This window comes from Mitsuaria chitosanitabida ATCC BAA-476 = NBRC 102408 (genome assembly GCF_001598255.1).
GTDB classification, from domain to species: domain Bacteria; phylum Pseudomonadota; class Gammaproteobacteria; order Burkholderiales; family Burkholderiaceae_C; genus Roseateles; species Roseateles chitosanitabidus.
Genome location: NZ_BCYP01000018.1, coordinates 84736 through 110217 on the forward strand (window position 1 = coordinate 84736; position 25482 = coordinate 110217).

The 25482-nt window shown below is 68.4% G+C and carries 22 protein-coding genes; 7 read left to right on the forward strand and 15 right to left on the reverse strand.

Annotated features, from left to right (window positions below):
- Positions 1-80: 80 nt before the first annotated feature.
- The 3 genes from MCHT01_RS11280 to MCHT01_RS27380 all read right to left on the reverse strand — a co-directional run bounded on the left by MCHT01_RS11280 (position 81) and on the right by MCHT01_RS27380 (position 1685).
- Positions 81-677 carry a DUF2939 domain-containing protein gene (locus MCHT01_RS11280; RefSeq protein WP_067065439.1) on the reverse strand — a complete coding sequence of 199 codons (597 nt, stop codon included), beginning with the start codon at positions 675-677 and terminating at the stop codon, positions 81-83.
- 84 nt (positions 678-761) lie between these two features.
- The gene (locus MCHT01_RS11285) at positions 762-1274 is read right to left on the reverse strand and encodes a DUF2199 domain-containing protein (protein ID WP_067065440.1); all 513 of its coding nucleotides are present in this window, start codon (positions 1272-1274) and stop codon (positions 762-764) included.
- A 135-nt stretch (positions 1275-1409) separates the two neighbouring features.
- Entirely contained in the window at positions 1410-1685 is a 276-nt protein-coding gene (locus MCHT01_RS27380; RefSeq protein WP_084452408.1) for a helix-turn-helix transcriptional regulator, read from the reverse strand.
- Between the two features lie 94 nt (positions 1686-1779).
- Here MCHT01_RS27380 and MCHT01_RS11290 point away from each other — a divergent pair, with 94 nt between their 5' ends.
- Positions 1780-2676: a hypothetical protein gene (locus MCHT01_RS11290; protein ID WP_148661493.1), complete on the forward strand. Its 897-nt coding sequence runs from the start codon at positions 1780-1782 to the stop codon at positions 2674-2676.
- A 612-nt stretch (positions 2677-3288) separates the two neighbouring features.
- Here the strand turns inward: MCHT01_RS11290 and MCHT01_RS26215 are convergent.
- From MCHT01_RS26215 to MCHT01_RS11300, 3 genes are all read right to left on the reverse strand, one after another.
- On the reverse strand, positions 3289-3576 hold the full coding sequence (locus tag MCHT01_RS26215; RefSeq protein ID WP_148661494.1) for a hypothetical protein: 288 nt from the start codon (positions 3574-3576) through the stop codon (positions 3289-3291).
- Between the two features lie 1219 nt (positions 3577-4795).
- The gene (locus MCHT01_RS11295; RefSeq protein ID WP_067065442.1) at positions 4796-5374 is read right to left on the reverse strand and encodes a GNAT family N-acetyltransferase; all 579 of its coding nucleotides are present in this window, start codon (positions 5372-5374) and stop codon (positions 4796-4798) included.
- A 61-nt stretch (positions 5375-5435) separates the two neighbouring features.
- Positions 5436-6857: an aminotransferase-like domain-containing protein gene (locus MCHT01_RS11300; RefSeq protein ID WP_067065787.1), complete on the reverse strand. Its 1422-nt coding sequence runs from the start codon at positions 6855-6857 to the stop codon at positions 5436-5438.
- Positions 6858-7025: 168 nt separating this feature from the next.
- On the opposite strand from MCHT01_RS11300, the gene MCHT01_RS11305 reads away from it, so the two are divergent.
- Entirely contained in the window at positions 7026-8372 is a 1347-nt protein-coding gene (locus tag MCHT01_RS11305; protein ID WP_169806125.1) for an MFS transporter, read from the forward strand.
- Positions 8373-8378: 6 nt separating this feature from the next.
- Here the strand turns inward: MCHT01_RS11305 and MCHT01_RS27030 are convergent, their stop codons facing one another.
- From MCHT01_RS27030 to MCHT01_RS11325, 4 genes are all read right to left on the reverse strand, one after another.
- Positions 8379-8981 (reverse strand): flavin reductase family protein, encoded by a 603-nt coding sequence (locus MCHT01_RS27030; protein WP_067065444.1) that lies wholly within the window; start codon positions 8979-8981, stop codon positions 8379-8381.
- 3 nt (positions 8982-8984) lie between these two features.
- Positions 8985-11129, reverse strand: coding sequence for an acyl-CoA dehydrogenase (locus MCHT01_RS11315; protein WP_067065445.1), 2145 nt, complete (start codon positions 11127-11129; stop codon positions 8985-8987).
- Positions 11130-11262: 133 nt separating this feature from the next.
- Complete coding sequence (locus MCHT01_RS11320; RefSeq protein WP_148661496.1) at positions 11263-14484, reverse strand: sensor histidine kinase; 3222 nt, start codon at positions 14482-14484, stop codon at positions 11263-11265.
- A gap of 153 nt (positions 14485-14637) precedes the next feature.
- Entirely contained in the window at positions 14638-14880 is a 243-nt protein-coding gene (locus MCHT01_RS11325; protein ID WP_067065447.1) for a hypothetical protein, read from the reverse strand.
- A gap of 126 nt (positions 14881-15006) precedes the next feature.
- Between MCHT01_RS11325 and MCHT01_RS11330 the strand changes: the two genes are divergently transcribed.
- Entirely contained in the window at positions 15007-15303 is a 297-nt protein-coding gene (locus MCHT01_RS11330) for a hypothetical protein (protein ID WP_148661497.1), read from the forward strand.
- A 94-nt stretch (positions 15304-15397) separates the two neighbouring features.
- Here MCHT01_RS11330 and MCHT01_RS11335 read toward each other — a convergent pair whose 3' ends face one another.
- Positions 15398-16048, reverse strand: coding sequence for a hypothetical protein (locus MCHT01_RS11335; protein WP_067065449.1), 651 nt, complete (start codon positions 16046-16048; stop codon positions 15398-15400).
- Between the two features lie 398 nt (positions 16049-16446).
- On the opposite strand from MCHT01_RS11335, the gene MCHT01_RS11340 reads away from it, so the two are divergent.
- The 4 genes from MCHT01_RS11340 (at position 16447) to MCHT01_RS11355 (ending at position 20173) form a co-directional block, all read left to right on the forward strand.
- Positions 16447-17004, forward strand: coding sequence for a cytochrome P460 family protein (locus MCHT01_RS11340; protein ID WP_067065450.1), 558 nt, complete (start codon positions 16447-16449; stop codon positions 17002-17004).
- 118 nt (positions 17005-17122) lie between these two features.
- Positions 17123-17893 carry an MOSC domain-containing protein gene (locus MCHT01_RS11345; protein ID WP_067065451.1) on the forward strand — a complete coding sequence of 257 codons (771 nt, stop codon included), beginning with the start codon at positions 17123-17125 and terminating at the stop codon, positions 17891-17893.
- 193 nt (positions 17894-18086) lie between these two features.
- The gene (gene yqhD / locus MCHT01_RS11350; RefSeq protein ID WP_067065788.1) at positions 18087-19247 is read left to right on the forward strand and encodes an alcohol dehydrogenase; all 1161 of its coding nucleotides are present in this window, start codon (positions 18087-18089) and stop codon (positions 19245-19247) included.
- A gap of 14 nt (positions 19248-19261) precedes the next feature.
- Positions 19262-20173 (forward strand): AraC family transcriptional regulator, encoded by a 912-nt coding sequence (locus tag MCHT01_RS11355; RefSeq protein WP_067065452.1) that lies wholly within the window; start codon positions 19262-19264, stop codon positions 20171-20173.
- Positions 20174-20269: 96 nt separating this feature from the next.
- On the opposite strand, the gene MCHT01_RS11360 is transcribed toward MCHT01_RS11355, so the two are convergent.
- The 4 genes from MCHT01_RS11360 to MCHT01_RS11375 form a co-directional block, all read right to left on the reverse strand.
- Entirely contained in the window at positions 20270-20815 is a 546-nt protein-coding gene (locus MCHT01_RS11360) for a cysteine hydrolase family protein (protein ID WP_067065789.1), read from the reverse strand.
- Between the two features lie 160 nt (positions 20816-20975).
- The gene (locus tag MCHT01_RS11365) at positions 20976-23969 is read right to left on the reverse strand and encodes a TonB-dependent receptor (RefSeq protein WP_084452414.1); all 2994 of its coding nucleotides are present in this window, start codon (positions 23967-23969) and stop codon (positions 20976-20978) included.
- The gene (locus MCHT01_RS27035) at positions 23966-24817 is read right to left on the reverse strand and encodes a hypothetical protein (RefSeq protein ID WP_067065454.1); all 852 of its coding nucleotides are present in this window, start codon (positions 24815-24817) and stop codon (positions 23966-23968) included. The genes MCHT01_RS11365 and MCHT01_RS27035 overlap by 4 nt, the downstream gene beginning before the upstream one ends.
- 95 nt (positions 24818-24912) lie before the next feature.
- Positions 24913-25287 carry a hypothetical protein gene (locus tag MCHT01_RS11375; protein WP_067065455.1) on the reverse strand — a complete coding sequence of 125 codons (375 nt, stop codon included), beginning with the start codon at positions 25285-25287 and terminating at the stop codon, positions 24913-24915.
- Positions 25288-25482: the final 195 nt, after the last annotated feature.

A 25482-nucleotide genomic window follows, 5' to 3' on the forward strand; every position in this document is an offset into this window, starting at 1 on the left:
ACCCTCTCTGGCAACACCTGGCACGCGCCCCCCGGTGGGCGCCGTGGCCGGACATTCTGCATCGGCCGCCGTGCGTGTGCTCAGAGCGAGGGCATCCGGATTTCGGTGAGCTGCCAGGAGGCGAAGCCGCGCCGTTCGAGGACCAGGCCGGTGCGGCGGTCTTCGGGCTGACCGGCCTGGCGCGCGTAGAGGATGAAGGTGTCGACGCCCTGGCGCTCGGTCGACCAGATCGGCGCGCGGGAGGGCGCCGGCGCGGAGCCGGACGCGTCCGGGGTCTCGGGCGGCGGGCTGTCGTCGGACTCGCCGCCGCGGGCGGCGCTTCGGGGCATCAGGCGGCCCTCCTGCAGGATCCGCATGACCGCTTCGGGCCGGACGATCGCGTCGACCAGTCGGTCCGTCATGGCGGACGCGAACAGGGCACCGAGTGCCGCGCCGGCTTTGCCGACGTCGCTCCGCGGCATGCGCTCGGCCATCCGGCCGCCGATGGCGGCCGAGAGCTGCCCCTTGAGGCTGTCCCTCAGCCGGGGATAGTCGACGTGTTCACTGAACGCGTCCGCGTCGCCGGCCTTGGCCGCGGCGCGCAGCTGGTGGATCGCCAGGAACGGCGACCAGTACCAGTAGGCCGCGACGCCCAGCACGACAGCGATCGCGCCGATCTTCCAGGTCCTGGCTGCCATGTCGTGCCCTTGAGGTGGGGAGAGGCGGCAGGGTAGCACTGGGTGGCGGGAGACACCGTTCGTACGGGCCCGAGGCGCGAGGAACTAAGCCGCATGCAATGCACGCTCCGCGATCTGCTGCGCACGCGACACGGAAATGCCATGGACCTGATCGATCACCAACGGGTCGTCCTCTGGCGTTCCCCGGTGCAGCACCACCTTCGGCCGGTGGCCGCCAAGCTGGACGAGAACGTCGGCTGGACGTGAGCCCTCGTAGGGATAGATCGGAATGGCGTTGCAGACCCAGCCAAAGAACCCGTCACCGTCGACTGGCGCCTGGCAGGTCTCGACGTAGCGCTTGAAACTCTTCTCGCTCAGCGACACCCAGACCCCCCACAGGAAGGGATCATCGACGCCGTGAATCGGCACCTCCAGAACCGCGCGAATGAAGTAGTCGGTGCCTTCTGCGTGGGTGATGGTGCAGAGATCGCTGTCAATCGTGCCCATGGCCTCGCGCTGCTCGTCTGACAGGCAGGCGTACTGATCCGGCATTCGATAGCCGATGCTCGGAGACCCTTCATGGATCTCACCGCAGCAAGTGCACTTGAAGGCGAACATGGTGGCGGGTGTGGCTCAACTGGATTGATGGGGATCGTCGACGATCCCTGTCCAAAATTTGAGCATAGGTCGGCATGCGCGAGGCGCGGTCGTCGCGACGAGGGTGCGGAGGGCATTGCTCCAGGAGGCAACCTGCTACTTCGACATCTCCGCCAGGCAAGCCCGCAGCAGCGATGCCCGACGAGGGCGAAAGCTGTCGCCTGTCGTCTCGGCCGTGGCGATGCGATCCACGCGGAACTTGCGGAACCCCTCCCTCAGGCAGCACCAGGCCATCAGGACCAGGGCATGGTCCACGTACACGATGGCCAAGGGACGCACGGTCCGCCGGCTGGATCGGCCCCGGCCGCCTACCGACGCCAGTTCGGTGAGCTGCCCTCGCAGACAATCGTATGTAATCCCTATGCACTCGATTCCGAGTGCGGATGGGTGAAAAGCGAGATCAAGCGAACGGCACTGTCACCTGGCTGAGGACCCTTATTGAAGGCAGCGGCGAGGCATTGTCTGCATGTCACTGATGTCTGGATTCTTGAAATCTCGAAAGGGCAAGTGGCTTGCCCTTGCTCTGATTGCATTGCTCGGCGTCATCGCCATTGGCTGGCGGATGAGCGAGGCGCCGGCAGACTCCCACGTTCTCGAGTCGAAGCACGACGATCCGTCGCTGGTCTCGACCACGCAAGCAACCCAGCCGGCGTCGGCTCAGACGTCGGCTTCGGGAAGCCCTCCGGTCGAGAGCGAGATGTTCCGACGATTCAACGAGTCAAGAAACTACCGGGAGTTCGTGTCCTTCGCCTTGGCGCATCCTGAATCCGGTGGTCGCTTCTATGCACTCGCCGCGGTCACCAGGTGCAGTCAAGCACGCGACCTGGTCGCCATGGTGGGTGGATTGCAGCTTGACGGGCTCCGTGCGCGTGCGCTGGAACGAGTCAGTTCGGTGCTGAATGCCTGCGATGGACTGGAGGATCAGTTTGGCGGCCGGTCCAACTTGAGCCGTTTGATCAGTGGAGGCGCCTCGCCACAACCTGGCGATCCGCTGCAGGACGCCGAGCGGCGGCTGACGAGGGAGAAGGATCCGGCACGTGCGCTGAGGTTGGCATCCGAGACCGGTGATCCACTCCTCCTGTCCACGGCCATCGAATCCCACGGTGCGCTGTTGGTCGCCCTCCGCCATCCGGAGGTCGTGGATGCCATTCCTCCGCGAACCGCGCACATGGCTGCGGTGGGCGTGGCGTGCGAAGTCGGCGGCTTCTGCGAGAGCAGCCTTTGGGCTCTTCGAACCTGCGTTCAACAAGGCTGCGACTCCTTTGACCTGCGCGCGCAGGCGCGCTCGAGCCTGTCAGTTGCGGAGCGGGGCCAGCTCGATCGCTTCGCCGCATTGATGCGTGAGGAGCTTCGGCGTCCTTGATAGGTATGGGCGCAGCACACGGCCGGGCTGCGGCCGGCGCGCCGGCTGACTTGAGGAACACGGCTTCCGTCCGCGTGCGAGCTGGATGCTTTGAGCGTGGTGAGATGGTGGAACGATCAGGCGTTCGATGCGCCCTCGGACTGCCTGTTATGACCGCACGGAATGGCGACTCCGTTTTGCGTGACCTCGAAAGTCGATGCGTCGTTGCAGTACACCTGTGAAGAGTCGTCCCACGCCACAAGTTCAAACGACGGAGCGATTTCGTCGCCGAACGCAGTTACCTCCAAGGATTCGCCCGGGAGCAACGTGTAGTCCGCGCCCCAGGGCTCGACAGCAATAACGTGTGGGACCGTCTTGCTGCTGTGAACTTGAAACTTGCTGCTACGAAGCGTCATGGTGACCGGTAGACGGTGAGGGACGGCAATGCAGACTCTAACCGGCGTTCCCCCGGCTCGGACGAAGGACTGCAATCGCCGCGGCCGCGGGTCCAAGCTGAGCGCGGACGCGAAACCGTCCAGGCTACATCGTGTACGAGGACGAGTTCCAGGTGGCAGCCGAGCCATTCCAAGAGACCGTCACGTAAGGCCGTGCGTTCGATAGTGGCGGGCAAGGTCAACGAACGCTTCCGCTGCGTTGCCGCCATGGCTTAGGCCATCTCTCGCGCATCATGGCAATGGCCGTTACCAACTCGTCATTGCCCTTCAACACGAGGCCCATGAAAGTCTCTTCTGTGGCTGCAACTGTCCCGCTCGGGAAACGGAGCTCAAAGACTTCCAACTCCTGGGAACCTGCCACGGACCAACTGCTTGCTCCGATTGAGCCACCAAGCACCCGGACCGAATCAAACAATCGACGACGAAGGTTGACGTCGAATTCAGCACCTAGGGTGAGTTCCAGCATGAGACTTGGGTGTTGGCAGGTCGACGCATTCTGACCTGCGAAGGTCCGCTTCCGCCAGCGGAGGCGGATATGCAAGCTATCCTCCGAGTTCCCACTTGGAAGGACTCTTCAACCTCTATGACCGCTTCTGCGCCAATGACGATCCGCTGTGGCGAGCACGAGGAACGAGTAGCCGCCGTGGTTTGCGGTCACATGCTGCGTGGCGAGCCGGCACCAGCCGGATTCGTCGAAAACTCCAGCGACCCTAACGACCTTCAGGCTTGGTGTTCCGCGTGCGAAGAGCTCTGGTTGCGCGAAGGCGAGATGACGGACGCGTTCCGAGATTTCAACCGCATGGCTGTGGTTTGTACTGCTTGCTACTCCGAAGCAAAATCTCGTCATTCATTGCCTTGAGCGGTCGTCGCCAGGCAAGGGAATTTCACCAGCTCAAGCCAGATTGCGCATGCTCCAATGCTCGATGGGCTTGCAAGGAATCGCGTGCCGCGCGATTGTTTTCAGAGATGCAGACAGTTGAACTCGTCCGGTGGCTTCCCGGCATGCAGAAGGTTTCTTGCACGCGAGCGCTTCAACACTATTGTGGGTTGCCCTTGTCGGTCGCCAAGGCCGTAACCGACGCGCTGCTTGAGAGCAAGTATCCAACTGTCGACGTTGAGTCTGCGGCATCCGCCCGACAGCTCATTCGCGCTCTTGCACCACTGCGTGTCGTAGCAAGGTTCGCCGAAGGACCAGACTACTTCCCACAAGAGCGTTTCAACCTCGGGTTTGAGCAAGTCGTGCAGTTCCTTCCCGCCGCCACCGCCATCAACTGCCGTGCGCTAGCTACACATGGTGAGTGGGAGCTTGCGCTGTCTGCGTGCTTGGCAGGTATACCGGCAAGCGTGGAACTGCCGCCAGCCGTTGAAGATTTACTTGGTGAGCTGGCCGCGGAGTTTGGCATGCTTCCGCCAAAGGCCTAGTCGGTAAGCGACGTCCGCTTCCGCTGCGAAGCACCCACCCCGACATCAGATCTGCCGGCCGGTCGTTGGTAGATGCACGTAGCCCCGGCGCTTCTGGCGCTCTGGTGGCGCCGTGCGAAACGCGCGCATGCTTCTTCGACGGCATTCCATTCGGCGACCTCAGATTTCTGATCGACACACTCGAATGAGCAACTCGCCCAGCGCTGGGGCCAGCGCATCCACCACGACGCCGTGGAGGCCGGGGGGCACTTTCGGCTGCCTGACTACCCCCTCAACCCGATCGCCGCATAGACGCAGGTGTTGCGCGGCTCGCCGCTCGGCGTGACGCGCTCGTTGCGCAGCACGCCTTCCAGCTCGAGGCCGGCGGCCTCGCAGACGCTCCGGCTGCCCGCGTTGGCTTCGTCCGGAAAGGCTTCGACGCGCTTGGCGCCGAGCGACTCGAAGGCGTGGCGGACCAGCGCCGAGGCCGCCTCGCTCGCCAGTCCTTGTCGCTGTCGCCCGGATCGGCACCAGAAGCCGAGCTCGAACTTCGGGATCGACCAGTGGATGCCGTGCAGGCTGCACGCCGCCACCAGCGAGTCCCGTGAATCGAAGACCAGATAGACCAGCTCCGATCGCTTGAGGAAGGCCGCGGCGCTTTCCCTGCAGAAGGTCTCGGACGCCGCCACCGACGGCGGCGCCATGGCCCAGGGCAGCGACGCGGGCCAAGCCCGCAGCGCGTCGAGCGTCTCGACGACGGCCTCATGCACGCGCACGCCATCACCCGGACGGGGCGGGCGAAGCAGCAAGCGGTCGGTGTGCAACTCGGCGGCGATCTCGCGCAGGATGGGATCGAGCGGCATGGCGGGTTCTGGCGGTAGGCAGCGCAGGAGGGGCGATGGAGCGGCCCAGTCTAGCGACCTGTCATCGGGCGGCCTCGCGTGCCAGCTCGCCGAGCAGGCGCAGCGCGGCGGACCGCCGCTCGTCCAGCGCGTGCGCCGCGGAGAGCCGCAGGCAACCGTCGAAGTCCTTGCCGGTGGTGAACACGGCGCCCGGCACGAAGGTGATGCCCTTCAGCCGGACGCGCGCCAGGAGCTCCAGCGCGCTGATGCCCGCCGGCAGCGTCACCCAGAGCTGATGCCCCAGCGGACCGTGATGTACCGAGGTCCCCGGTGGCAGGCAGGCGAGCGCGGCCTCGCGCCAGCCGCGGACCCGTCGTCCCAGGTGCTGGCGGAGCCGACGCAGATGCCGGTCGACGGCGTCACCGCTCAGGAAGTCGGTGAGCACCTGATCCGTCAGCGCGGGCAGCAGGTCGCCGTGCACCGCGCGCGCCGCGCGCATCTGGAGGCGGTGGCGGCCGCTCGCGATCCAGCCGACGCTCATGCCGGTGCCGGTCACGCAAGCCAGGCTCCCGCAATGGAGCACGCGGTCGTGCTCGTCGAAGGCCTTGAGGGGTTTCGGATGGTCGATGCCGATCGGCAGCTCGCCGAACAGGTCGCTGTCGATGAGGGGCAGGTCATGCCGACCACAGGCGGCGACCAGCGCGGCGCGCGCGGCGTCCGGCCACGCCGTGCCCATCGCGGCGGACAGCTCGGTGCCCGCGACGCACACCGCGATCGCGCTCGTGCGCAGCAGCTCGTCCAACGCCGCCGCGACCTGGTGGCCGTCGCGTGCGGCGGGCAGCTCCACGACCGTCAGGTCCATGCTGTGCAGGATCTCCAGCGTCCGCAGGGGGACAGGCCGCGTCACGGCCACGCGGTCTCCGGCACGCGTCAGCTGGCGAAGGCAGAGCTGGAGCGCCTCGCCCTCGCCGTGGGTGAGGACCAGGTCCTCGCCGTGGAGCCGACAACCGCGCTGGACCAGGCGCCGCGCGAGGACCTCCCGCAAGGCCGGTGATCCAGCCACCGAGCCTTCCGCCCACGAGGCCGTCGCATCACGAAGACGTGCCTGGGCCAGGCGCCGGAGCGTCGCGAGCGGCAGCAGGTCGGCTGACAGGGCCAGGTGACCCAGGGAGAGCAGATCACTCTGCGACGCCGCCAAGGCCATCAGCCGCTCACGGCGGAGATCCAGCGCATCGGCGTGACCGGTCGGCGCTGACGCCGGGGGGATGGGCCGGTTGGCTCGCACGAAGAAACCCCGCCGCGGACGGGACTCGATCAGCCCCGCGTCCTCCAGGCGATGCAAGGCATGCGTCACCGTCGCGAGGCTGGCGGCGTGGAGCTCGCACAGGCTGCGGACCGAGGGCAGGCGAGCGCCGGCGGCATGGCGGCCGTCGAGCAGCTCCTCGGCCAGGCGGTCGGCGAGCTGCTGATAGCGGAAGGGGGATTCCTCGGGGCGGGCGCTCACGGTCTGTGTCGGATGCGGGGCGCGCAACGATACCTCGGCGAGGGCGCGCTGTATCGATCCAGCGCGACGGCTCCCGGATGGATACAGACGGCGGATCGGCTGTATCGATGCATCGCGGGGGTGTCTGGGTCTGCCGCTCGCGGGCGCCGCTGCCTAGAGTGCCGCCGCATGCATCGCACGCTCCTGCTCCGACTCGCGCCCTCGCTTCGACTCCGGCCCCGCTGGCGTCGAATGCGGATGCACGGCCCCGTCGGGGCGCTGCTTCTGGGCGAGATGACGACGCTCTTCGCCAGCACCGTCGGCCACGGCGCCGCGTTGTGGTGGCTCGCTCGCCATGCCGGTGTGCAGGGGCTGACGGTCTACAGCGCCTTGATGGCCGCGCTCGCGCTGATCAGCTTGCCGCTGCTGTCGCCACTGGGGGATCGTCTGTGCCGGCGTCGGTTGATCGTCTGGGGTCAGGCCTTGCTTGTCGGGGAGGCGGCAGCGCTCATGGTCCTCGCGTGGATGGAGGCGTTGAGCGTGCCCGTGCTGTGCGCCTGCGGCGCGATGGCGACCTGGGCCAACGCGGTGATTCAGCCCGCGAGATCCGGCCTGCTGCTGGACGTCGTCGCGACCTCGCGGCTCGGCGCCGCGATCCGTGTCCGACGAGGTGCCCAGGCCCTCGGGACCTTGGGTGGGCCGGCGCTCGGCGGCGTGGCGCTCGCGCTGGGCGACGTCGGCCTGGCCTTCGTGCTTCAGCTGGCGCTGGCCATCGCGGCGTTGGTGCTCGCGCGCAAGACCCGACCCCTCGCGCCGCCCACCTCGGCGCGATCGACCGAGTCGTGGCGCGCCAGCCTGGCCGCCGGCCTGCGGGCGAAATGGCGGGTGCGTGTCGACCGCTGGTGGAGTCTGACGGGCGCCTTGATGATGGTCTTCTTCCTGCCCGCCACCGGCATGCTGCTGCCGCTGCGCCTGCAGAAGCTCGGTGCCTCGCCGGCCTGGCTGGGCTTGTGCGGCAGCGCGTTGTCGCTGGGTGTGCTGGTGGGCGTGCTGGGGATCGCCGATCGATGCATGGCGCGACTGGGGCGGATGCGCGCGATGGTCGTGGCGATCGCGGTGTGCGGGCTGAGCCTGGGCGCCGTCGGTGGGGTCGATCGGCCGGCTGCCGTGATGCTCTGCTTCGGCGTCATCGGCGTGTGCCTGTCCGTCACGCAGCTGATGGGCCAGACCCATCGGTCCCTGGCCGTGCCGGAGGACTTCCGCGCGCGCATGGCGTCGGCGCAACTGACCCTGTCCCACCTGGCCGCGGCGCTGTCGCCCTTGCTCGCCGGCCTGTGCCTGGGGTGGTGGCCGATCGAATGGGTCTATGGCCTCATGAGCGCGGGCTTCCTGCTCAGCGGCCTGGCGCTGCTCGTGGTGCCGGATCTCCGGGTCTTCCTGGCCGCCTCGCCGGTCGAGGCGACCGGCTGGTATGAACGGCGGTACCCGGAGGCCTTCCGGCGTGGCGAGCGCCCGGGCGCCGAGTCGCGCGCCTGATCCGAGCTACTCGGGCCGCTTCATGAAGAACTGCTCTCCCAGCTCGAAGTAGTCGCCGGGGCCACCTCCGCGCAGGATCAGCCCCGCCGCGGCGGTGTCGAAGGTCCCGTCGGCCTTCAGCAGCGCCGGCGAGATGTGCATGAGCACGACCTGGCCCAGGATCATCCAGGTGTCGACCGGCGCGTCGTCCATCGTCGTCAGCCGGAGGATCTGCGAGACCTTGCACTCGAAGGCGACCGGGCTCTCGCCGACGCGGGGCGGCGCCACCTTGACGGACGGCACCTCGGTCAGGCCGCCGAGTCCGAACTCGTTCACGCCGTGGGGAACAGGCGCGCAGGTCGCGTTCATCGCCTCGGCCAGCTCGCGGGTGGCGAGGTTCCACACGAACTCGCCGGTCTCCTCGATGTTCCTCAGCGAGTCCTTCCGGCCGATGCTGGAGAAGCCAATGATCGGCGGCGTGTAGTTGAGCGCGGTGAAGAAGCTGTACGGGGCGAGGTTGACGATGCCGGCGCCGCTCATCGTCGACATCCAGCCGATGGGGCGGGGCCCGACGATCGCGTTGAAGGGGTTGTGCGGGAGGTTGGGCGCGCTGGGGTCGTAGAGATGCATGCGTCAATTTTGACGGGGATCGTCCTCGTCCACCGCGATCACCTGCTCGGCGGCGCGCAGGTAGGCGAGGGCCGCTTCGGGATGCCGCGATCCGCGCGCCACGGCCTCCAGCGAGCCCGAGCGGCGCAGCGCCTTGTTGAGCTCGGGCACCTCGTCGCCCAGCGCGCGGGCGGCTTCCAGCGCGCGCATCAGGTCGAGCAGTCCACCGCTCCCGGGCTTGGAGACATCGGGGCAGAGCCGCCGCACCAGCGCCGGCTGCGTGCGCAGCGCCTCGGCCAGCGCGAGGGACTCGCGGTCGCGCAAGGGGGCGAGATGGCCGGTGCCGTGGAGCAGCATCGGCGCGATCGCGCGCAGGAAGCCCGAAGGCAGGTTGGCGTAGAGCTCGCGCAGCAGCGTGGCGGCCTCGTCGAGCTGCAACCGGATCGCCGCGCGCGCCACCGGCCGCATCGCCGGGTCGGCCTCGACCTGGTAGCGCCACACGCTGGCCGCGGCCAGGTACAGGCAGGCGAGCACGTCGCCCAGCCGCGCCGACAGCAGCTCCATCCGCTTGAGCTTGCCGCCCAGCAGACCCATCGCGAGATCGGCGGTCAGCGCATAGCGGGCGGACAGCGAGGCGATGAGCTTCGCCTCGGGCCGCAGGTCGTCGGGCGGTCGACCGCGCAGCGGCGCGTGCGCGACGCTGCGCCAGAGGTTGCGCATCACGTGGCCGACGTGGCCCGTCAAGGCGCGGCCGAGCCGCTCCGGATCCTGCGCCTGCACGGCGGCCATCTCCTCGAGCACGAAGGGATGGCAGCGGGTGGCGCCCTGGCCGAAGATGATCAGCGCCCGCGACAGCAGGTTGGCGCCTTCCACCGTGATGGCGATGGGGGCGTGCCGATAGGCCACGCCGAGCAGGTTGCGCGGACCCGCGATGATGCCCTTGCCGCCCAGCACGTCCATGCCTTCGTTGACCGCATGGCGGCCGGCCTCGGTGAGCTGCACCTTCAGGATGGCGCTGGCCACGCTGGGGCGCTCGCCGGCATCGAGCGCGGCGGCGGTGTAGCGGCGCGCGGCATCGGTCGCATACAGGCGGGCGGCCATCTTCGCGGTGATGCCCGCGATCGCGTGGAAGCGCCCGATGGGCAGGCCGAACTGCTCGCGCACCTGGCCGTAGCCGTTGACCACGAACAGCGCCGTCTGCTGCATCGCCGCGCCCAGCGCGGGCAACGAGATCGCGCGGCCGGCGGCCAGGCATTCCATCAGCATGCGCCAGCCCTGGCCGACGCGTTCCTCGCCGCCGATCACCCAGTCCATGGGAACGAAGACGTCCTCGCCCCGGATGGGGCCGTTCATGAAGGCCGAGTCCATCGGCCGGTGGCGATGGCCGATGGTCATGCCCGCCGTCGGCACGGGCAGCAGGGCGCAGGTGATGCCGAGTTCCTGCCGGCCCTCGGGGCGCGAGGGATCGATGGCCTGGAAGGCCAGCCCCACCACGGTCGCGACCGGCGCGAGCGTGATGTAGCGCTTGTCGAAGCGGACGCTGAAGCCGCGCACCGTGCGTCCGTCGATGGTGCGCTCGGTGAGGACGCCGCGATCGGGAATGGAGGCGGCATCCGATCCCGCGTGGGGCGAGGTGAGTCCGAAGCAGGGCAGCTCCCGTCCGTCGGCCAGGCGGGGCAGGTAGTGCTGCTGCTGGGCCGGCGTGCCGTAGTGGAGCAGCAGCTCGGCCGGGCCCAGCGAGTTGGGGACCATCACCGTCACCGCGCAGGCGGTGTTGACGGTGGCGATGCGGGTCACGACCTCGGCATGCGCGTAGTGACCGAAGCCCAGCCCGCCGAATTCCTTGGGGATGATCATCCCGAAGAAGCGGTGCTCGCGCAGATAGCCCCAGACCTCGGGCGGCAGGTCGCCGGCCTTGTCGATGGCGTGGTCGTCGAGCATGCCCACCAGCGTCGTCACTTCCTCGTCGAGGAAGCGGCGTTCCTCGTCGGTGAGGCGGTTCGGGCCTTGCGCGATCAGCGCGTCGAAGTCCGGTCGCCCGGCGAAGAGCTGGCCTTCGAAGCCGACGGTGCCGGCCTCGAGGGCGGCCCGTTCGGTGTCGCCCATCGCGGGCAGGGCCTTGGAGAACGGCGCCATGGCCAGGCGCCCGATGAGTCGATGCACTCCCATGGCAGCAGCCTACGAGCCGGCGGCGGGCGAGGCCGTCGGCGAGGGGCGCGTGCGGGCGTAGGACGTCAGGCCGACGCGGCGGCGCGCGGACGGGGCGTCCGCGGGCGTGGCGAACGCTGTGGAGCGCCCCGGATCAGGGCGTCGACCCGCCGAGCACCACCCGCGCGCCGCGCTGGAGCTTGGACAGCACCGGTCGGTCCTGGGCGCCGGGATAGGCCCGCTCCGCCGGGACGTGGACCGAGAGGGTCGTGCCTTCGCCCGGCGCGCTTCGCAGCTCGAAGCTGCCGCCGATGCGGACGGCGCGTTCCCGCATGCCGCTCAAGCCCCAGTGCCCCGGGCGCTGCCCGTCGATCTGCGTCTGCAGCGGGACACCGACGCCGTCGTCCGAGATCCTCAGCGTGAAGCCCGTCTCGGCGTAGCTCAGGTGAACCTCGATGTGGCGCGCACGCGCATGCTGGAAGGCGTTGAACAGGCCTTCCCTCGCCACCAGCGCCAGCTCCGCCCGCGCGCCTGCCTCGAGCGGCCGCGACGTGCCGTCGACGCTGACCTTGAACGCGACGTCGTGATAGCCGGCCAGGTCGTGGCCCAGCGATTCGAGCGTCCGCTCCAGCGGTGCCGAGTCCGAGGGCGCCTGACGCAGGTCCGTGATGCGGTGGCGGCCCTCGATCACGACCTCGTCCGCGCGATCGAGCACGCGCTCCATCTCGGCGCGGGCGGGCAGCTCGTCCGGGATGCCCCAGGCGACCCGCTGGAAGCGCAGCATCAGGCCCTGGAAGCCCTGGAGCAGGGTGTCGTGCAGGTCCTGGGCGATGCGGGTGCGCTCGTCCAGACGGGCGCGGTAGCGCTCCAGCGCGCGCGCCTCGACCTGTCGCAGACGCATCTGCACCAGCAGCGCGATCAGTCCGATCGCGAGCAGCACGCACAGGATCCGGAAGGTCGCGGACTGGAAGAAGGTGGGCGGGATGTCGACCGCCAGGCTCGCGGGCGAGCGGCTCCAGATCCGACCGTCGTTGGAGGCCTGGACCTCGAAGGTGTAGCGGCCCGGGCCGAGGTTGGTATAGAACGCCTGGCGCCGCGCGCCCGCGTCCTGCCAGTCGGTCTCCTGTCCGCGCAGGCGATACCGGAACCGGGCGCGTTCGGGCTCGGCCAGCGACAGCGAGGCGAAGTCGATCCGCAGGTCCCGCGTGCCGGCGGCGGCCTGCACCAGACTCGGTTGCGCGCGCGCCAGCGGGGCGCCGTTCACCACCACCCGCTGGATGTCGACGGGGGGCGGCGCGCTGTCGCTCGCCAGGGTGGCGGGGTCGATCGTGACCAGGGCGTTGGTCAGGGAGAACCACAGCCGCCCGTCCGGCGCGCGCAGCGCCGTGTTCAACGGGAACGAGGTCTCCGCGCGGCCGGGCAGGCCGTCGAGGGTGCCCAGCTGCAGCAGCGGCACCCGATAGGACGGATCGGACATCGCGCGGCGCACGTCGGCGGCCTTGATCCAGGTGATGCCCGCCTCGCCGTTGAGCCAGAGGTCGCCCTCGGGGGTCTCGACGATGCCGCTGATGGCGTTGAGCGCGTCCTCCGAGACGGCGCGCAGGTCGTGAACCTGGCCGCTGTCGTCCATGCGCTGCACGCCGTGCTCGCCACCGATCCAGAGGTAGCCCTTGCCCGGGGTGAGGGCCAGCAGGTCGCCGACGTTGATGCCGTTCTTCTCGTTGAGGCGCGTCAGGCGGTCGCCGGGCTCGACGCGTAGCAGCCGGTTCCCCACGGTGCCCATCCAGACGCGTCCCTGATCGTCCGCCGTCATGCAGTGGAAGGTCGCGTTGGGAAAGCCCTTCTGACCGGCCAGGCGCTCCCACCGTCCGTCGCGGAAGCGGCGCATCGGGCCGAAGGACTGCGACATCAGCCAGATCGTGCCGGCCGAGTCCTCGGCGAGGTCGGTCACGGCCCCGTTCCAGTCGGGGAAGGAGGACTTGAGCTCGTTGACATAGCGACCCTGCGGCGTCAGCCGCCACAGGCCGCCCTGGTCCCCGACCCACACCGTCCCGGCATGGTCGACCAGCACCCGGCTCATCGAGACGCTCTCGCTGGGGAAGGTCTCCAGGTCCGGGCCGCCGCCCGCCGGATTCATGTGCAGGAGGCCGATGCGCGACGTGAACCAGAGGTCGCCACGGGGCCCCGCGGCCATCGACAGCGTCGAGGTCCGGACCGGGAACTGGAAGGTGGGCACGCGCGTGGGGCGCAGTCGGTCGAGACCGGCGTTGGTGCCGATCCAGATCGATCCCTCGCGGTCCTGGAAGACCTTCAGCACGCGGTCGCCGGTGAGCCCCTGGCTCGGCGTCAGGCGCTGGAGCGCCGGCGAGCGGAAGTCGTAGGCCTGCCCCACGCCGGGACCTCGGGCGCCGGAGGCCGGCGCGAGCGGCACGATGGGGACCGGGGGCGCGGCGGCGAGGGAGGCGGACAGCGGCTCGTCGGAATCGGGGGCCTGGTCCGAGAGGCGCTCGCGGATGACGCCGTCGAGCGCGCCGTACCAGAGATGGCCCTCGCGATCGAAGACCGGCATGAAAAGGCTGTTGTGCACCGGGCGGCCGCTACCGAGGACGTCTCCCGGCACGTTCGGGCGCGGCAGTCGGCGGTAGCGCTGCTCGCCGATCCGGGCCCAGATCCGGCCTTGCGGGTCCACCGCGGCGTACATGGGGTTGCGTCCTTCGCTCGGCACCTCGACGAAGCGCGTCTGCCCCGCGGGCCTGACCAGCGCGCCCCGGGTGGTGAAGGCCCAGAGGTTGCCGTCGCCATCCGCCAGGACGTCCATGGTGTAGTGGCCCGGCGCGACGGGCGGATAGCCCTCGGCTTGTCCCATCTGCTTCCAGCGGTCGCCGTCCCGTCGGAACAAGCCGCGGCTGTTCGCCGCCCAGACCGTGCCGTCCTTCTCGCGGGCGAAGGCGCGCGTGGAGGCGCCGAAGCCTTCCTTGGCCGGCTCCGAGGCGAGCACATGGCCATCGCGCACGAGCGCGGCGCCGCCGGCCAGGAAGCCGACCCACAGGCCGTTGTCCGGCGTGGCGAAGAGGCTGAGCACGGCCTTGCTCTGGAGCGACTCGCCGGCCAGGGTCTCGAAGCGTTCGAACCGGAGTCCGTCGAAGCGGAAGAGCCCTTGCGCGGTGCCCACCCAGAGGTAGCCGTCGGTGGTCTGCGCCAGGCCCATCACCGGGCCGTACATCCCCTCGCGGGCGGCCCATCCGGTGTGATAGAGCTGGTCGAGCGGTTGCTCCTGGAGCAACTCGGCCAGCGAGGTGCGCCCGGGCGAGGGCGGGGGAGGGGCGGCGCCCTGTGCCGCGCCCGCGGCTGACAGCAGCAGCGCGATACCGGCCATGACCATCGATCGGAACCGTCGGACGCAGGGTGCTCGCATGGCAAGGGCCGGATTTGCGGAGCGCGGAACATAGCATGGTCCCCCGCCGTACCTGCCGGGGGTTCACCTGATGTGAGAGCCGCGCCACGCGCACCCCGCGAGGCCTTGCGCGCCTTACCCGTAGAGCACGAGCAGCACCAGGAAGTAGCCAAGGAAAAGTCCGGTGGCGACGTATTCCAGGCTCACGCCGAAGCGCCGCGGATTGCTCCGGATCCAATCGGTCGCGGCCTGTACGCGGCTCCGGAGGGGATGGCTCTCCGGCAATGAGCGACATGCGAAACGCAACAGGGCGAGGGATACGGTCACCAGCACCAGGAGTGCGAAGGGGACGGCCATCGAGAGCGCGAACCAGGACATGGAGGGTGGAACTTGGGAATGTGATTGAGCGATGCGGTTGGCCGCTCCGAACCGGTATAAGACTCGCTTCATTCGCCGGTCGAGTGGGGCCCAATGCCGCCCCGCGGACTTGGCTTCGGGAGTCAGATGTTATTGGTTGCCATCATCCTCGCGCTGTTCGCCGTCATGGCCGGCTGCTTCCTGTGGCTGGAAGCGCTGGCCAGCAAAGCCGCACTGCAGGAGAGATATCCGGACTATGCGGGGAAGATCTACCGCCCCGTCCATCGGGTCATCACACGCCAGGGCGGGCCGGTCCGAATGTTGGCGCTCATCGGCACCACCTCCCCGGATCCACGTGACCATCGCATTGCCCGGATGCGCGTACTTGCCCTGATCTGCGTCGGGTCTGGGGCGCTCTCTGTCTTGTTCTGGGCATGTGCCTGACGGCGCGTGTGCCGGCCTTGGGGCGCTTTGACGCTTGATCGGCACGATGCCGTCGTGCTGGACACCTCGCGACGTTCAAGGGGCCGACTCGTGGTCACTCCGCACGAATCTCCCTCGCATTCGAGACCAGGAACTCCCGGGCATCCGCATCGGCCCATCGCAGGTACTCGTCAAGCTTCGCTGACCTAACGTCCTTCAACGCCCACAGCGCCGCGATGCGCTGGTACTCATGACCCGTCGCCCACGCGCGTTCTGCATACGTCTCCGTCTTTCCGGACCTCGCCCTGCCCAGTGCCAACAAGGCCCGGCGACTGACGTATTCGTTGGCGTCTTGCGCGAAGTGAACCAGCAGTTCCTCCGCTTCCGCCAATGGCCCGCACCGTTCGCCGAGCTTCACGGCAATCTGCCACTTCGCCTCTGACTCGGCCGAATGCGCGGCTCGGGAAGCGACCGCCATCAGCACCGAATCCCTTTTCGCGAGTGCGTCCGCGATGACCTCGCATTCGTTGTCCCGAGCAAGGGCGTAGAGCAGATCCTCCATTGCAGACTCGGCCCAGACATCGACGGGCACCGTCTCCATCAGTTGCTCGGCGGCGGACCACAGGCGCTGCCAGTCCGGGTAGTCGCATTCCCACTCGCCCGAGCGGGTCTCGACAGGAACTGCCTCCGCCCACTGCTTGAAGTGGTTGACCGCAAGGTGGAGGTGGGACGCGGCGGCTGGCGAAAGGTCGTTGTCCAGGGTCATGGCTTCCGATCCAAGGAGGCGTCCTTCCCATGAAGCGCCTGAGCGTTGTCTGTGGGCACGGAGGCCCTCTCTCTTCTGGAAATCGTGAAGTCACAGCGTAAACGACTTCGCCGAAGCTCAAGCCATGCGACGGCGACAGGATTCGTCGACCGCGGGTCACACATCGCGTCGCCCCCCCCGGGCTTGAATTTCCGGGGGAGTACCGCCTTCATGGTTTGGTGAATGCGTCGGGACAGGATTGGCAGGGGCCTTCGGAAAGCCAAGGAATCACACCGGGACAAACTGTCTTGATTCCGGATCACGGACGAATGAGGAGCCCTCATACCTTCGTTCAATGCCCCGCCGGGCGCGATTTTGGTCTGATCCCCACCATTCCCCTGAATGGTCCGAGGACGCCCATGAACGCCTTCCGTATCGCCTCGCTGCTGGTCCCGGCGATGCTCGCCGCCACCGCGCTGTCGGCATCGGCCGATGACAGGCCGGCCAAGCCCGCTGCCCCCGCAACACCTGTCCCCAAGGCCGCCAAGGCCGCGGACAAGCCCGCCTCTCCCATCTACGGCGTGACGCTGCCCGACGGCTATCGTCAGTGGCAGATGATCGGCGTCGCCACCGAGGACGCCCCGCTGGACGAGCTGCGCGCCGTGGTCGGCAACAGCATCGCCGTCGAGGCCTATCGCCTCGGCAAGCTGCCGTTCCCCGACGGCGCCATGCTGGTCAAGCTGGCCTGGAAGCGCGAGCGCTCCAAGGAGTTCCCCGCGGCCACGGTGCCCGGCCATCCGACCACCGTCCAGGTCATGGTCAAGGACGCCAAGCGCTACGCGCAGAGCGGCGGTTGGGGCTATGGCCGCTTCATCAACGGCCAGCCCGTCGACGCCGCCCAGCACCAAACCTGCTTTGCCTGCCACGAGTCGCTGGTGAAGGACCGCGACGACGTGTTCACCCGGTTCGCGCCCTGACACGTCGCGACCACCGCGCCATGCGGACGGTGGACGGATCGGCAGGTCTTCGAGTCGATCGGGCAGGTCCGGCCCGACCGCGCCCTCTACCATCGAGCGCCGTTTCCCCTCCGACACCATGACCGAACGCCTGGACGATCAAACGCCCATCGCCCCCGCCGAGCGGGCCGACGCGACGCTGCCGCGCGTCATCGGCCGGCTCCGCGAGGTCCTGCGCGGACGGGCCGTGCCCTTCACCCGGCCCGGCTGCCTGAGCGGCATCGCCAAGAGCCCGGTCGCCGATGCGGTCGCCGTGTCCGCGACGGGTCTGGAGGGCGACGAACAAGGCGATCCACGCATCCATGGCGGGCCGGACAAGGCCGTCCACGTCTATCCCTGGGCGCATTACCCGATCTGGCGCGAACGGCTGGACGGCAACGACCAGGCCTTGTCCCTGCTGGCGCGCCCCGGCGCCTTTGGCGAGAACTTCAGCCTGGACGACAGCCCACGCCTGGATGAAGCCGGCGTGTGCCTCGGCGACCGGTGGCTGATCGGGAGCACCCGCTTCGAGGTCAGCCAAGGACGGCAGCCCTGCTGGAAGCTCAACGACAGGTTCGGGCAATCCGACATGGCCGCGCAGCTGCAGCACAGCCGCCGCACGGGCTGGTATCTGCGGGTGCTGACGCCGGGCTCGGTTCGGGCCGGCGACGAGATTCTCCTCATCGATCGTCCGTATCCCGCCTGGCCGCTGGACCGGCTGCTGGGCCTGATCGCGGACCGCGACACCGAGCCGGCCCTGCTGCGGGAGGTGCTGGGCTTGCCGTTGCCGCCGTCCTGGGTCCGGCTGTTCAGCCGCCGGCTGGAATCGGGCGAGGTCGAGTCCTGGACGAGCCGGCTCGGTGGTCCCTGAGCTTGCCTATTTTTCCGACCCGGGGAACGAATAGGCAAAACACCGGCAGCTTCATGCATTGAAAGTCCGGGTCCCGGGAACAACAATTTCATCCGTCACACCGACCCTCGACCGCCTCCCGGCGACGATCGGCGACATCGGATCCGCGCCATTCCGGCGCCCCGGATCCCCCCGACACAGACGGATGAATGCCATGAACAACTTCTCGCTCAATACCCCCACCAAAATCCTGTTCGGCAAGGGTCAGATCGCGAACCTGGGGAAGGAAATCCCCGCCGACGCGCGCATCCTGATCACCTACGGCGGCGGCAGCATCAAGAAGAACGGCGTCCTGGACCAGGTGCTCAAGGCCCTGGAAGGTCGACCTGTCTTCGAGTTCGCCGGCATCGAGCCGAATCCCTCCTACGAGACGCTGATGAAGGCCGTCGAGGTCGTCAAGGCGCAGAAGATCGATTACCTGCTGGCGGTCGGCGGCGGCTCCGTGGCCGACGGCACCAAATTCATCGGCGCGGCCGCCCGGTATACCGCCGGCGACCCCTGGGACATTCTGCTGAACCGCGGCGCCCAGGTCACCAGCGCCGTACCCATGGGCTGCGTGCTGACCCTGCCGGCCACCGGCTCGGAATCCAACAACGGCGCCGTCATCAGCCGTCTGGCGACCGGCGACAAACTCGCGTTCTTCTCGCCTTACAGCTATCCGACCTTCGCGGTGCTCGATCCGACGGTCACGTATTCGCTGCCGGCCCGCCAGGTCGCCAACGGCGTCGTTGACGCCTTCGTCCATACCGTCGAGCAATACCTGACCTACCCCGTGCAGGCCAAGGTGCAGGACCGTTTCTCGGAAGGTCTGCTGCTGACGCTGATCGAGGAAGGCCCGCGCGCGCTGGCCGAGCCGGAGAACTACGACGTTCGCGCCAACGTGATGTGGAGCGCCACCCTCGCGCTCAACGGCCTGATCGGCGCCGGCGTGCCGCAGGACTGGGCAACCCACATGCTGGGCCACGAGCTGACCGCCATGCATGGCCTGGACCATGCGCAAACCCTGGCCATCGTGCTGCCCTCGCTGCTGGCCTACAAGAAGGAGCAGAAGCGCGCCAAGCTGCTGCAATATGCCGAGCGCGTCTGGCATCTGCGCGACGGGACCGAGGACCAGCGCATCGACGGCGCGATCAACGCCACCCGTGCCTTCTTCGAGCAGATGGGCGTGCCCACCCGCCTGTCGGGCCACGGCCTGGACGGCAGCGCGATTCCCGCGATGATCGCCAAGTTGAAGGAGCACGGCTGCGTGGCGCTGGGCGAGCACGGAGATATCACCCTGGAAGACAGCCAGCGGATTCTCGAAGCCGCGCGCTGACGAGAATCACCCCCATGACAGCGGCATTGAACGACCAGGTCCGGCGGCGCATCGTCGAGCAGGCCATCGGGTATTCGACGGGCGCGTTCGCGAGCCCGTCCCCGGTCGCGGGGGTGAAGATTCTTCATACGGAGAAGGGGCACCCCCGCACGCCGGTGCTTTACGACCCGACGATCGTGATCGTCGTCCAGGGCGCGAAAGTGGGGTTTCTCGGCGACCGGACTTTCCGCTACGACGCGGACAACTATCTGCTGCTGACGGTCCCGCTGCCCTTCGAATGCCAGACCATCGCCAGCAAGGAAGAACCCTTCGTCGGCATTTCCATCGGCGTCGACGTGCCATTGCTGCAGTCGGTGCTGATGGATCTGGATCAGGACCATCTCGACGAGCTGGCCACCGCGGAATCCTCGGGGGTGAATGGCGCCCCATTCACCAACGACCTGCTGTGCGCGATCGAACGGCTGTTCGACGCGATGCGGAATCCGCGCGATGCCCAGTTCCTCGGGAAACTGATCATCAAGGAAATCCTCTATCACGTGCTCTGCGGCGAGAGCGGCGCCGCGCTGCACGCGCTGGTGAACCGGCATACCCATTTCGGACTGATCGCCAAGGTCATCCAGCACATCGAGGCGAATTACGCCGAGACCTTCAGCGTCGAGCAATTGGCGCGGATGGTGAACATGAGCGTGTCGGCCTTCCATCACAACTTCAAGGCCGTGACGAATACCTCGCCGCTGCAGTATGTGAAGTCCTACAAGCTGCACCGCGCGCGCCTGATCATGCTGAACGAGGGCGCCAAGGCGGGAGTCGCCGCCTCGCGGGTCGGCTACGAAAGCGCCTCGCAGTTCAGCCGCGAGTTCAAACGGTATTTCGGCGCGACGCCGGTCGACGAGGTCGCCCGGCTCAAGCCCGTGCTCGTGGGCTGAGCGCCAGGCCGGTTCGGCGCGACGCCAGTCACGCGTGGCGTCGCGGTCGCGCGGTTCGATCCGTGTGATCGCCCCGCGGCGGCTGTCGTGCGTCGATCAGCTCGCGGACAGGCGGATCTCCGCGGCCTTCTTCGCCGACATGGCGGGACCGAAGCTGGTGAGGTTGCGCAGGATCAGCGTGTGGTGGTCGATGATCTGCGGCGCGCTCAGCGCGCCATTGGCCAGCGTCGTATGGCCGTCCTCGACCAGCGTCACGTCGTAGCCCGACGAGAGCGCGCGCCGCGTCGAGGTGTCGACGCAGAAGTCGCTCTGCGCGCCGCAGATGACGAGGTGCCCGATGCCCAGGTCCCGGAGCGCCGCGTCCAGGTCGGTCTTGTGGAAGGCATCCGGCGAGGTCTTGAAGATGCGCCGGTCCTCCGGCAGCGCCGCGAGGCGGTCGTCGAGCTGCCAGCCCTCGCCGCCACGGCGCATCGACTCCCAGCCGTCCTCCTCGTGCTGCACGAAGATCACCGGCGTCCCGGTCTCGCGCGCCTGCGCGATCAGGCCGTTGACGCGGCCGATCACCGCTTCGGCCTCATGGCACGCGTACTCGCCGGTGCACAGCACGCGTTGCAGATCGATGATGAGCAGGGCAGTCGTCATGGCGGTCGTGGGTGGTGAATCGGAGCGCGCCAGCATACGACCCACGCGTGACCGGGCCGTTCGTCATCGATCGCGGAAAGTGGGGACGACGCGCGATCCGGGCAGTGTCCTTCGCCGCGAAGGCCTCGGTCCTCGCTTCACCGGCCGCCAGCCCGCGTGATCAGAACTTGTAGTTCATCACCACCCTCAGCGCGCGGTTGTCGCCGCGCATGCCGTTGGGCTTGTCGAGGTTGAGGTTGTCGCCGCCCAGGCGGTTCGCCGCCGCGCCGGGCGCCGGCGCGTTGCCGATCCAGTCGTCGTAGCCGCCGTAGTTGTCCGCGCCGAAGAGGTTCAGCACGTCCAGCCGCAGCGCGAAGCGGTGGATGCCGTAGCGGAACTCCTTGCCCACGCTCACGTCCACCTGGCGGTAGCTCGAGGACTGGCCCTCGACCAGCACGCATTGGTCGGCGCCCGCGGTGCAGTCCGTCAGGCGCCGCGGGAAGCCGCTCGCGTAGGTAGCCTTGGCGGCGAAGGTCAGGCCCCAGGGCAGCAACTTGTCCGTCATGAAGGCACCGACCAGGCGGTGCTTGTCCACCAGCGTGCTCGGGTTCCAGCCGCGTCCCGGCCGACCGTAGGTCCAGTCGAAGAGGTCGTTGCTCCACTGGAGGTTGGTCGTCCTCGCGTCGCTGTAGGTGTAGGCCAGCGTCGCCGTCCAGCCCGAGGTCTCGGTGTACGGCTTCTCCGCCTTCAGGAAGAGCGAATCCGTCCGCGTCCGCCCGATCGTGTCTCCCAGCACCAGCTGACCGAACCCGTTGGGGCCGCCCCACAGCGGGTCGATGCTCGCCTGTCTGGCGAAACCGCCGTCGGGATCGCGGTTGCCGCTGAACCAGACGAACTGGTTCCTGGCCTCGACGCGGCTGAGGGCGATCTCGCCGTTCCAGGTCGGCGTCAGCGCCTGTCGCAGGCCGATGCTGACCTGGTCCGCATAGGGCATCTTCAAGTCGTTGCGGATCAGCCAGATCTCGCCGCCCGGCGACTGGTTCTTCTGCAGCTCGTCCAGCGCGTGATTGGCCATCGTGCGGTCGTAGCTGCGGCCGTAGCCGCCGTAGACCACCGTCGCCCGATCGCCAAACACGTCGTAGGAGAAGCCCACCCGCGGCGCGAAGGCACTCTTGAAGGCCTTGCGCGAGCTGCCGGTGCTGACGTACTGCCCGATGTCGATGCCGCCCTTGGCCAGGGACTGCGCATAGGTCTGGCCCGTCCCCGGCACGATGCCGAAGCGCGTCACGTCAGGCGCCAACAGCGCGGCGATGCGGTCGGCCGGCGTCGCATAGCCGTTGTTGAGCATGTTGTCCTCGTAGTCCCAGCGCAGGCCGAGGTTGAGCTCCAGCTGGCGCGTGAGGCTCCAGTCGTCCTGGAGGTAGAGGCCCCATTGCCGGTTCTTGAAGGACACCGCCGTCGGATCGGTGGCGCGCCGGATGTTGCACTGGTCGCTGGTGCGGCCGTTGTTGGAGACATTCGTCCCCAGGCAGTTCGCGCCGTCCCAATAGGGCTGACCGGTCACGTTGTCGATGAGCACGTCGACCGAGTCCACCGCGTTGGCCGTGCCGCTCAGGTCGTAGCGCATGTCCTTGAACTTGAGCCCACCCTTGATCACGTGGCCGTCGAGGCCGGTGTAGGTCAGCTCCTCCGAGACGAACGTCCCGCGCTGCTGGCGCCGCTGCGCATCCGGCGATCCGCCGTCGATGATCACGTCCTGCGAGGTCGTCAGCGCCTGCGGCGTCGAGGTCGACACCTTGTAGCGCACCATCGGCGTGTCCGACGAGGACTGCGGATTCCACACGTAGTCCTCGTAGCCGATGCGCGCCTCGCTGAGCCAGTCGTCGCGCGCCCATTCGTGCTTGAGGTCGACGCGGGTCTCGTCGTTGCGCCGTGCCTTGTCGTTGCCGGGCAGCGAGAGGTTGCGGTCCTCGGCGATGCGGTCGGTCTCGCGCCGCAGCCGCGCGCTCAGGGTGAGGCGGTGCTCCTCGTTGAGCTGCGCGTCGAGCTTGCCGAAGAGCAGGTCCTCATGGAAGGGATCGACCTGGTTGCCTTGCCGCGCCCGCAGGCCCGGCACGATGCCGGCGTCGGGCAGCTTCTCGAAGTTCTGGCCGATGATCTGCCGCGAGTCCTCGATGCGCTTGCCGTCGTAGGCGACGAAGTAGTGCAGCTTGTCCTTCACGATCGGGCCGCCGATGCTGCCGCCGTACTCGTACTTCTCGGAGGACGGCCGCTTCACGCCTTGCGCCTCGCGCTCCTTCTCGAGCGCGTTGAGCGAGCGCCAGTTGGTGCCGGTGCGATCGGCGTAGAGCTCGCCGTGCAGTTCGTTGGTGCCGGACTTGGTCACCGCCGTGATCGCGGCGCTGCTGACCTGGTCGAACTCGGCCTTGTAGTTCTGCGTCAGCACCTTGTACTCGGCGATCGCCGACTGCGGGAAGGGATTGCCGCGCGAGTTGTCCTGGCCGCTCAGCCCGCCGCGCAGGATGTTGTTCTTCTGGCCAACGCCGTCGATGAAGACGTTCAGATGGTCGTAGTCCTGCGCGCCGGATTGCAGCTTGCTCAGCCCCGAGGCGTCGCTGGAGAAGGCCACCCCGGGCGCGAGGTCCGCCGCGCTGAGGAAGTTGCGGGTGTTCTGCGGCAGCGCCTCGATCATCTTCTGGGAGACCGTCGTGCCGACCTGCGAGTCCTTCACGCCCTGCCGGATCGCGTTGCCCTCGACCGTGACCTTGCCGAGCTGCACGGGCTCGGCCTTGCCCTCGACGGTGGTCGCCGGCGCGGCGGCCCGCAGGTCCAGCGCGGCGCTCTCGCCGACGGACAGGGTGATCTGCTCGGTCTTGAGCGGCGTGCCCGAGGCGTCGAGCACGCGCACGACATAGGTCCCGGGCGCCAGGCCGACCAGCGCGTAGCGGCCGTCGGCGCGCGTCGAGGTGCGATAGCTCGTGCCGTTGGCCGCGTTGACTGCGGTGATGGCGAGCCCGCCGTTGGCCGCGCCCGGCGCGACCGAGACCAGTCCGCGCACGGTCGCGCGGCTGACCTGCGCGTGCGCGCCGCCCGCGGTCAACGCGAGGACCAGCGCGGCGGCGACAGCGGTGAGGGGAAGTCGAGGGCGGGGCGTCCTGGGTGCGGGCGCCGTCATGTCGGCAGTCCCGCCTTGGCGCGCTTCATCTGTTCATTGAAGACCTGATCCAGCGTCTTCTTCTCGGGCAGCACGTAGACGATGCCGCCTTGCTTGCCGAAGGTCGGCCACAGGGTCTGCTCGAAGAATTTCACGGGCATGTTGATGCAGCCGTAGCTGATCCGGTTGTCCTTGGGCGTCGGCGTGGCCAGGCGCTCGAGGCGGCGTTCCGCGGGGTTGGTCGGACGCACGCGGTGCATGGAGACGGCGGCGTCGTAGTCGACCCAGAGCACGTCCTCGTGCAGCGCGTTGCGGCCCGGCTGCGCGACGAAGCGGCCGGCCGGCGTGGTGCGCTCGGACGGCCGGACCTGCGCGATGGGCCGCAGACCGATGCCCGCGACGCTGTCGTCGCCGGCGGCGTAGCCCAGCAGCACCGGCGTCGACGCGATCAGCTTGCCGTCGGGACGGAACACCAGGACCTGCGCCTGGCGCTTGTCGAGGATGGCGAAGGGGCGACCGTTGTGGTCCCAGCCCGCCATCACCCATTGCGCCAGCAGGTGCGCCTGCTTGGAGGCCTTCACCTTGCCGAAGTCGGGGGTGCCGCTCTGCCGGACCGCAGGCGCGGCTTGCGCCACCTGCCGGACCGGTTGCGGCGAGAGATGACCCGATGCCATCGGCGCGTGCGCCGGTCGCATCTGCTTCATGAGATAGGTGGCCGCCGGCCACGCGAGCAGCGCGGCGGCCAGGCCCAGCGCCAACCCCTGTGCGGCCCAGCCGAAGCGCTCTTTCAGGTGCTCGGGGATCCGATGCGGCGCCGGGGAGGGCGGCGGCGGATCGCCGAAGTAGTACCCGCTGGAGGCTCTCAGCATGATGGGCTTTCAGGTGGTCAGGACAGGATCGTCGGACGCGAGGCCTGGGCCTCGGTCATCGGATCTGGCGGGGGCCCTTGAACGTCGGACCGCGATCAGTTGCGGTCAGCGCGGGGAGCCGGCGTGCCGGCGGCGGTCGGCTCGCTGGGCAGCGGGTCCTGCGTGGCGGGCTGCTGCTGGTTCTGCCACTGGTCCGAGGACTGCGGCTGAGTCTGCTGCGACTGCGATTCGGTCTGCATCTGCTGCGACTGGGATTGCTCCGCGCCGCTGGCCGGCTGGTCGGCCGGGGTCATGCTCTGCTCGGCCGGCACGGCCTGCTGCGTCGGGTCCGTCTGCGTCGACGGATATTGCTGCTGCTGGGTCTGCGCGTTGGGATCGGTGTTCTCGACCTGCGCATAGGCCAGGCCCAGCACGCTGGCGAAGGCGGTCAGGGCAACGGCACCGGTCACGAGGGATTTGGTCGCATTCATGTGTCTCTCCTTAGGGCTTGAAGGGCCGATCGGTGGAGATCGGTTAGGACCTACTGTGGACGCTAGTCGGGACCCCATCCGTGGGTTGAGGTCGCATGCGTTTGTAGGACAACCGGCAGCTTGCAGCTCGATACAAAACCGCTTCCCGTTGCCGATAAAACGCCCGGAAACGCCGTGTTCATCGGGGCAAACGGC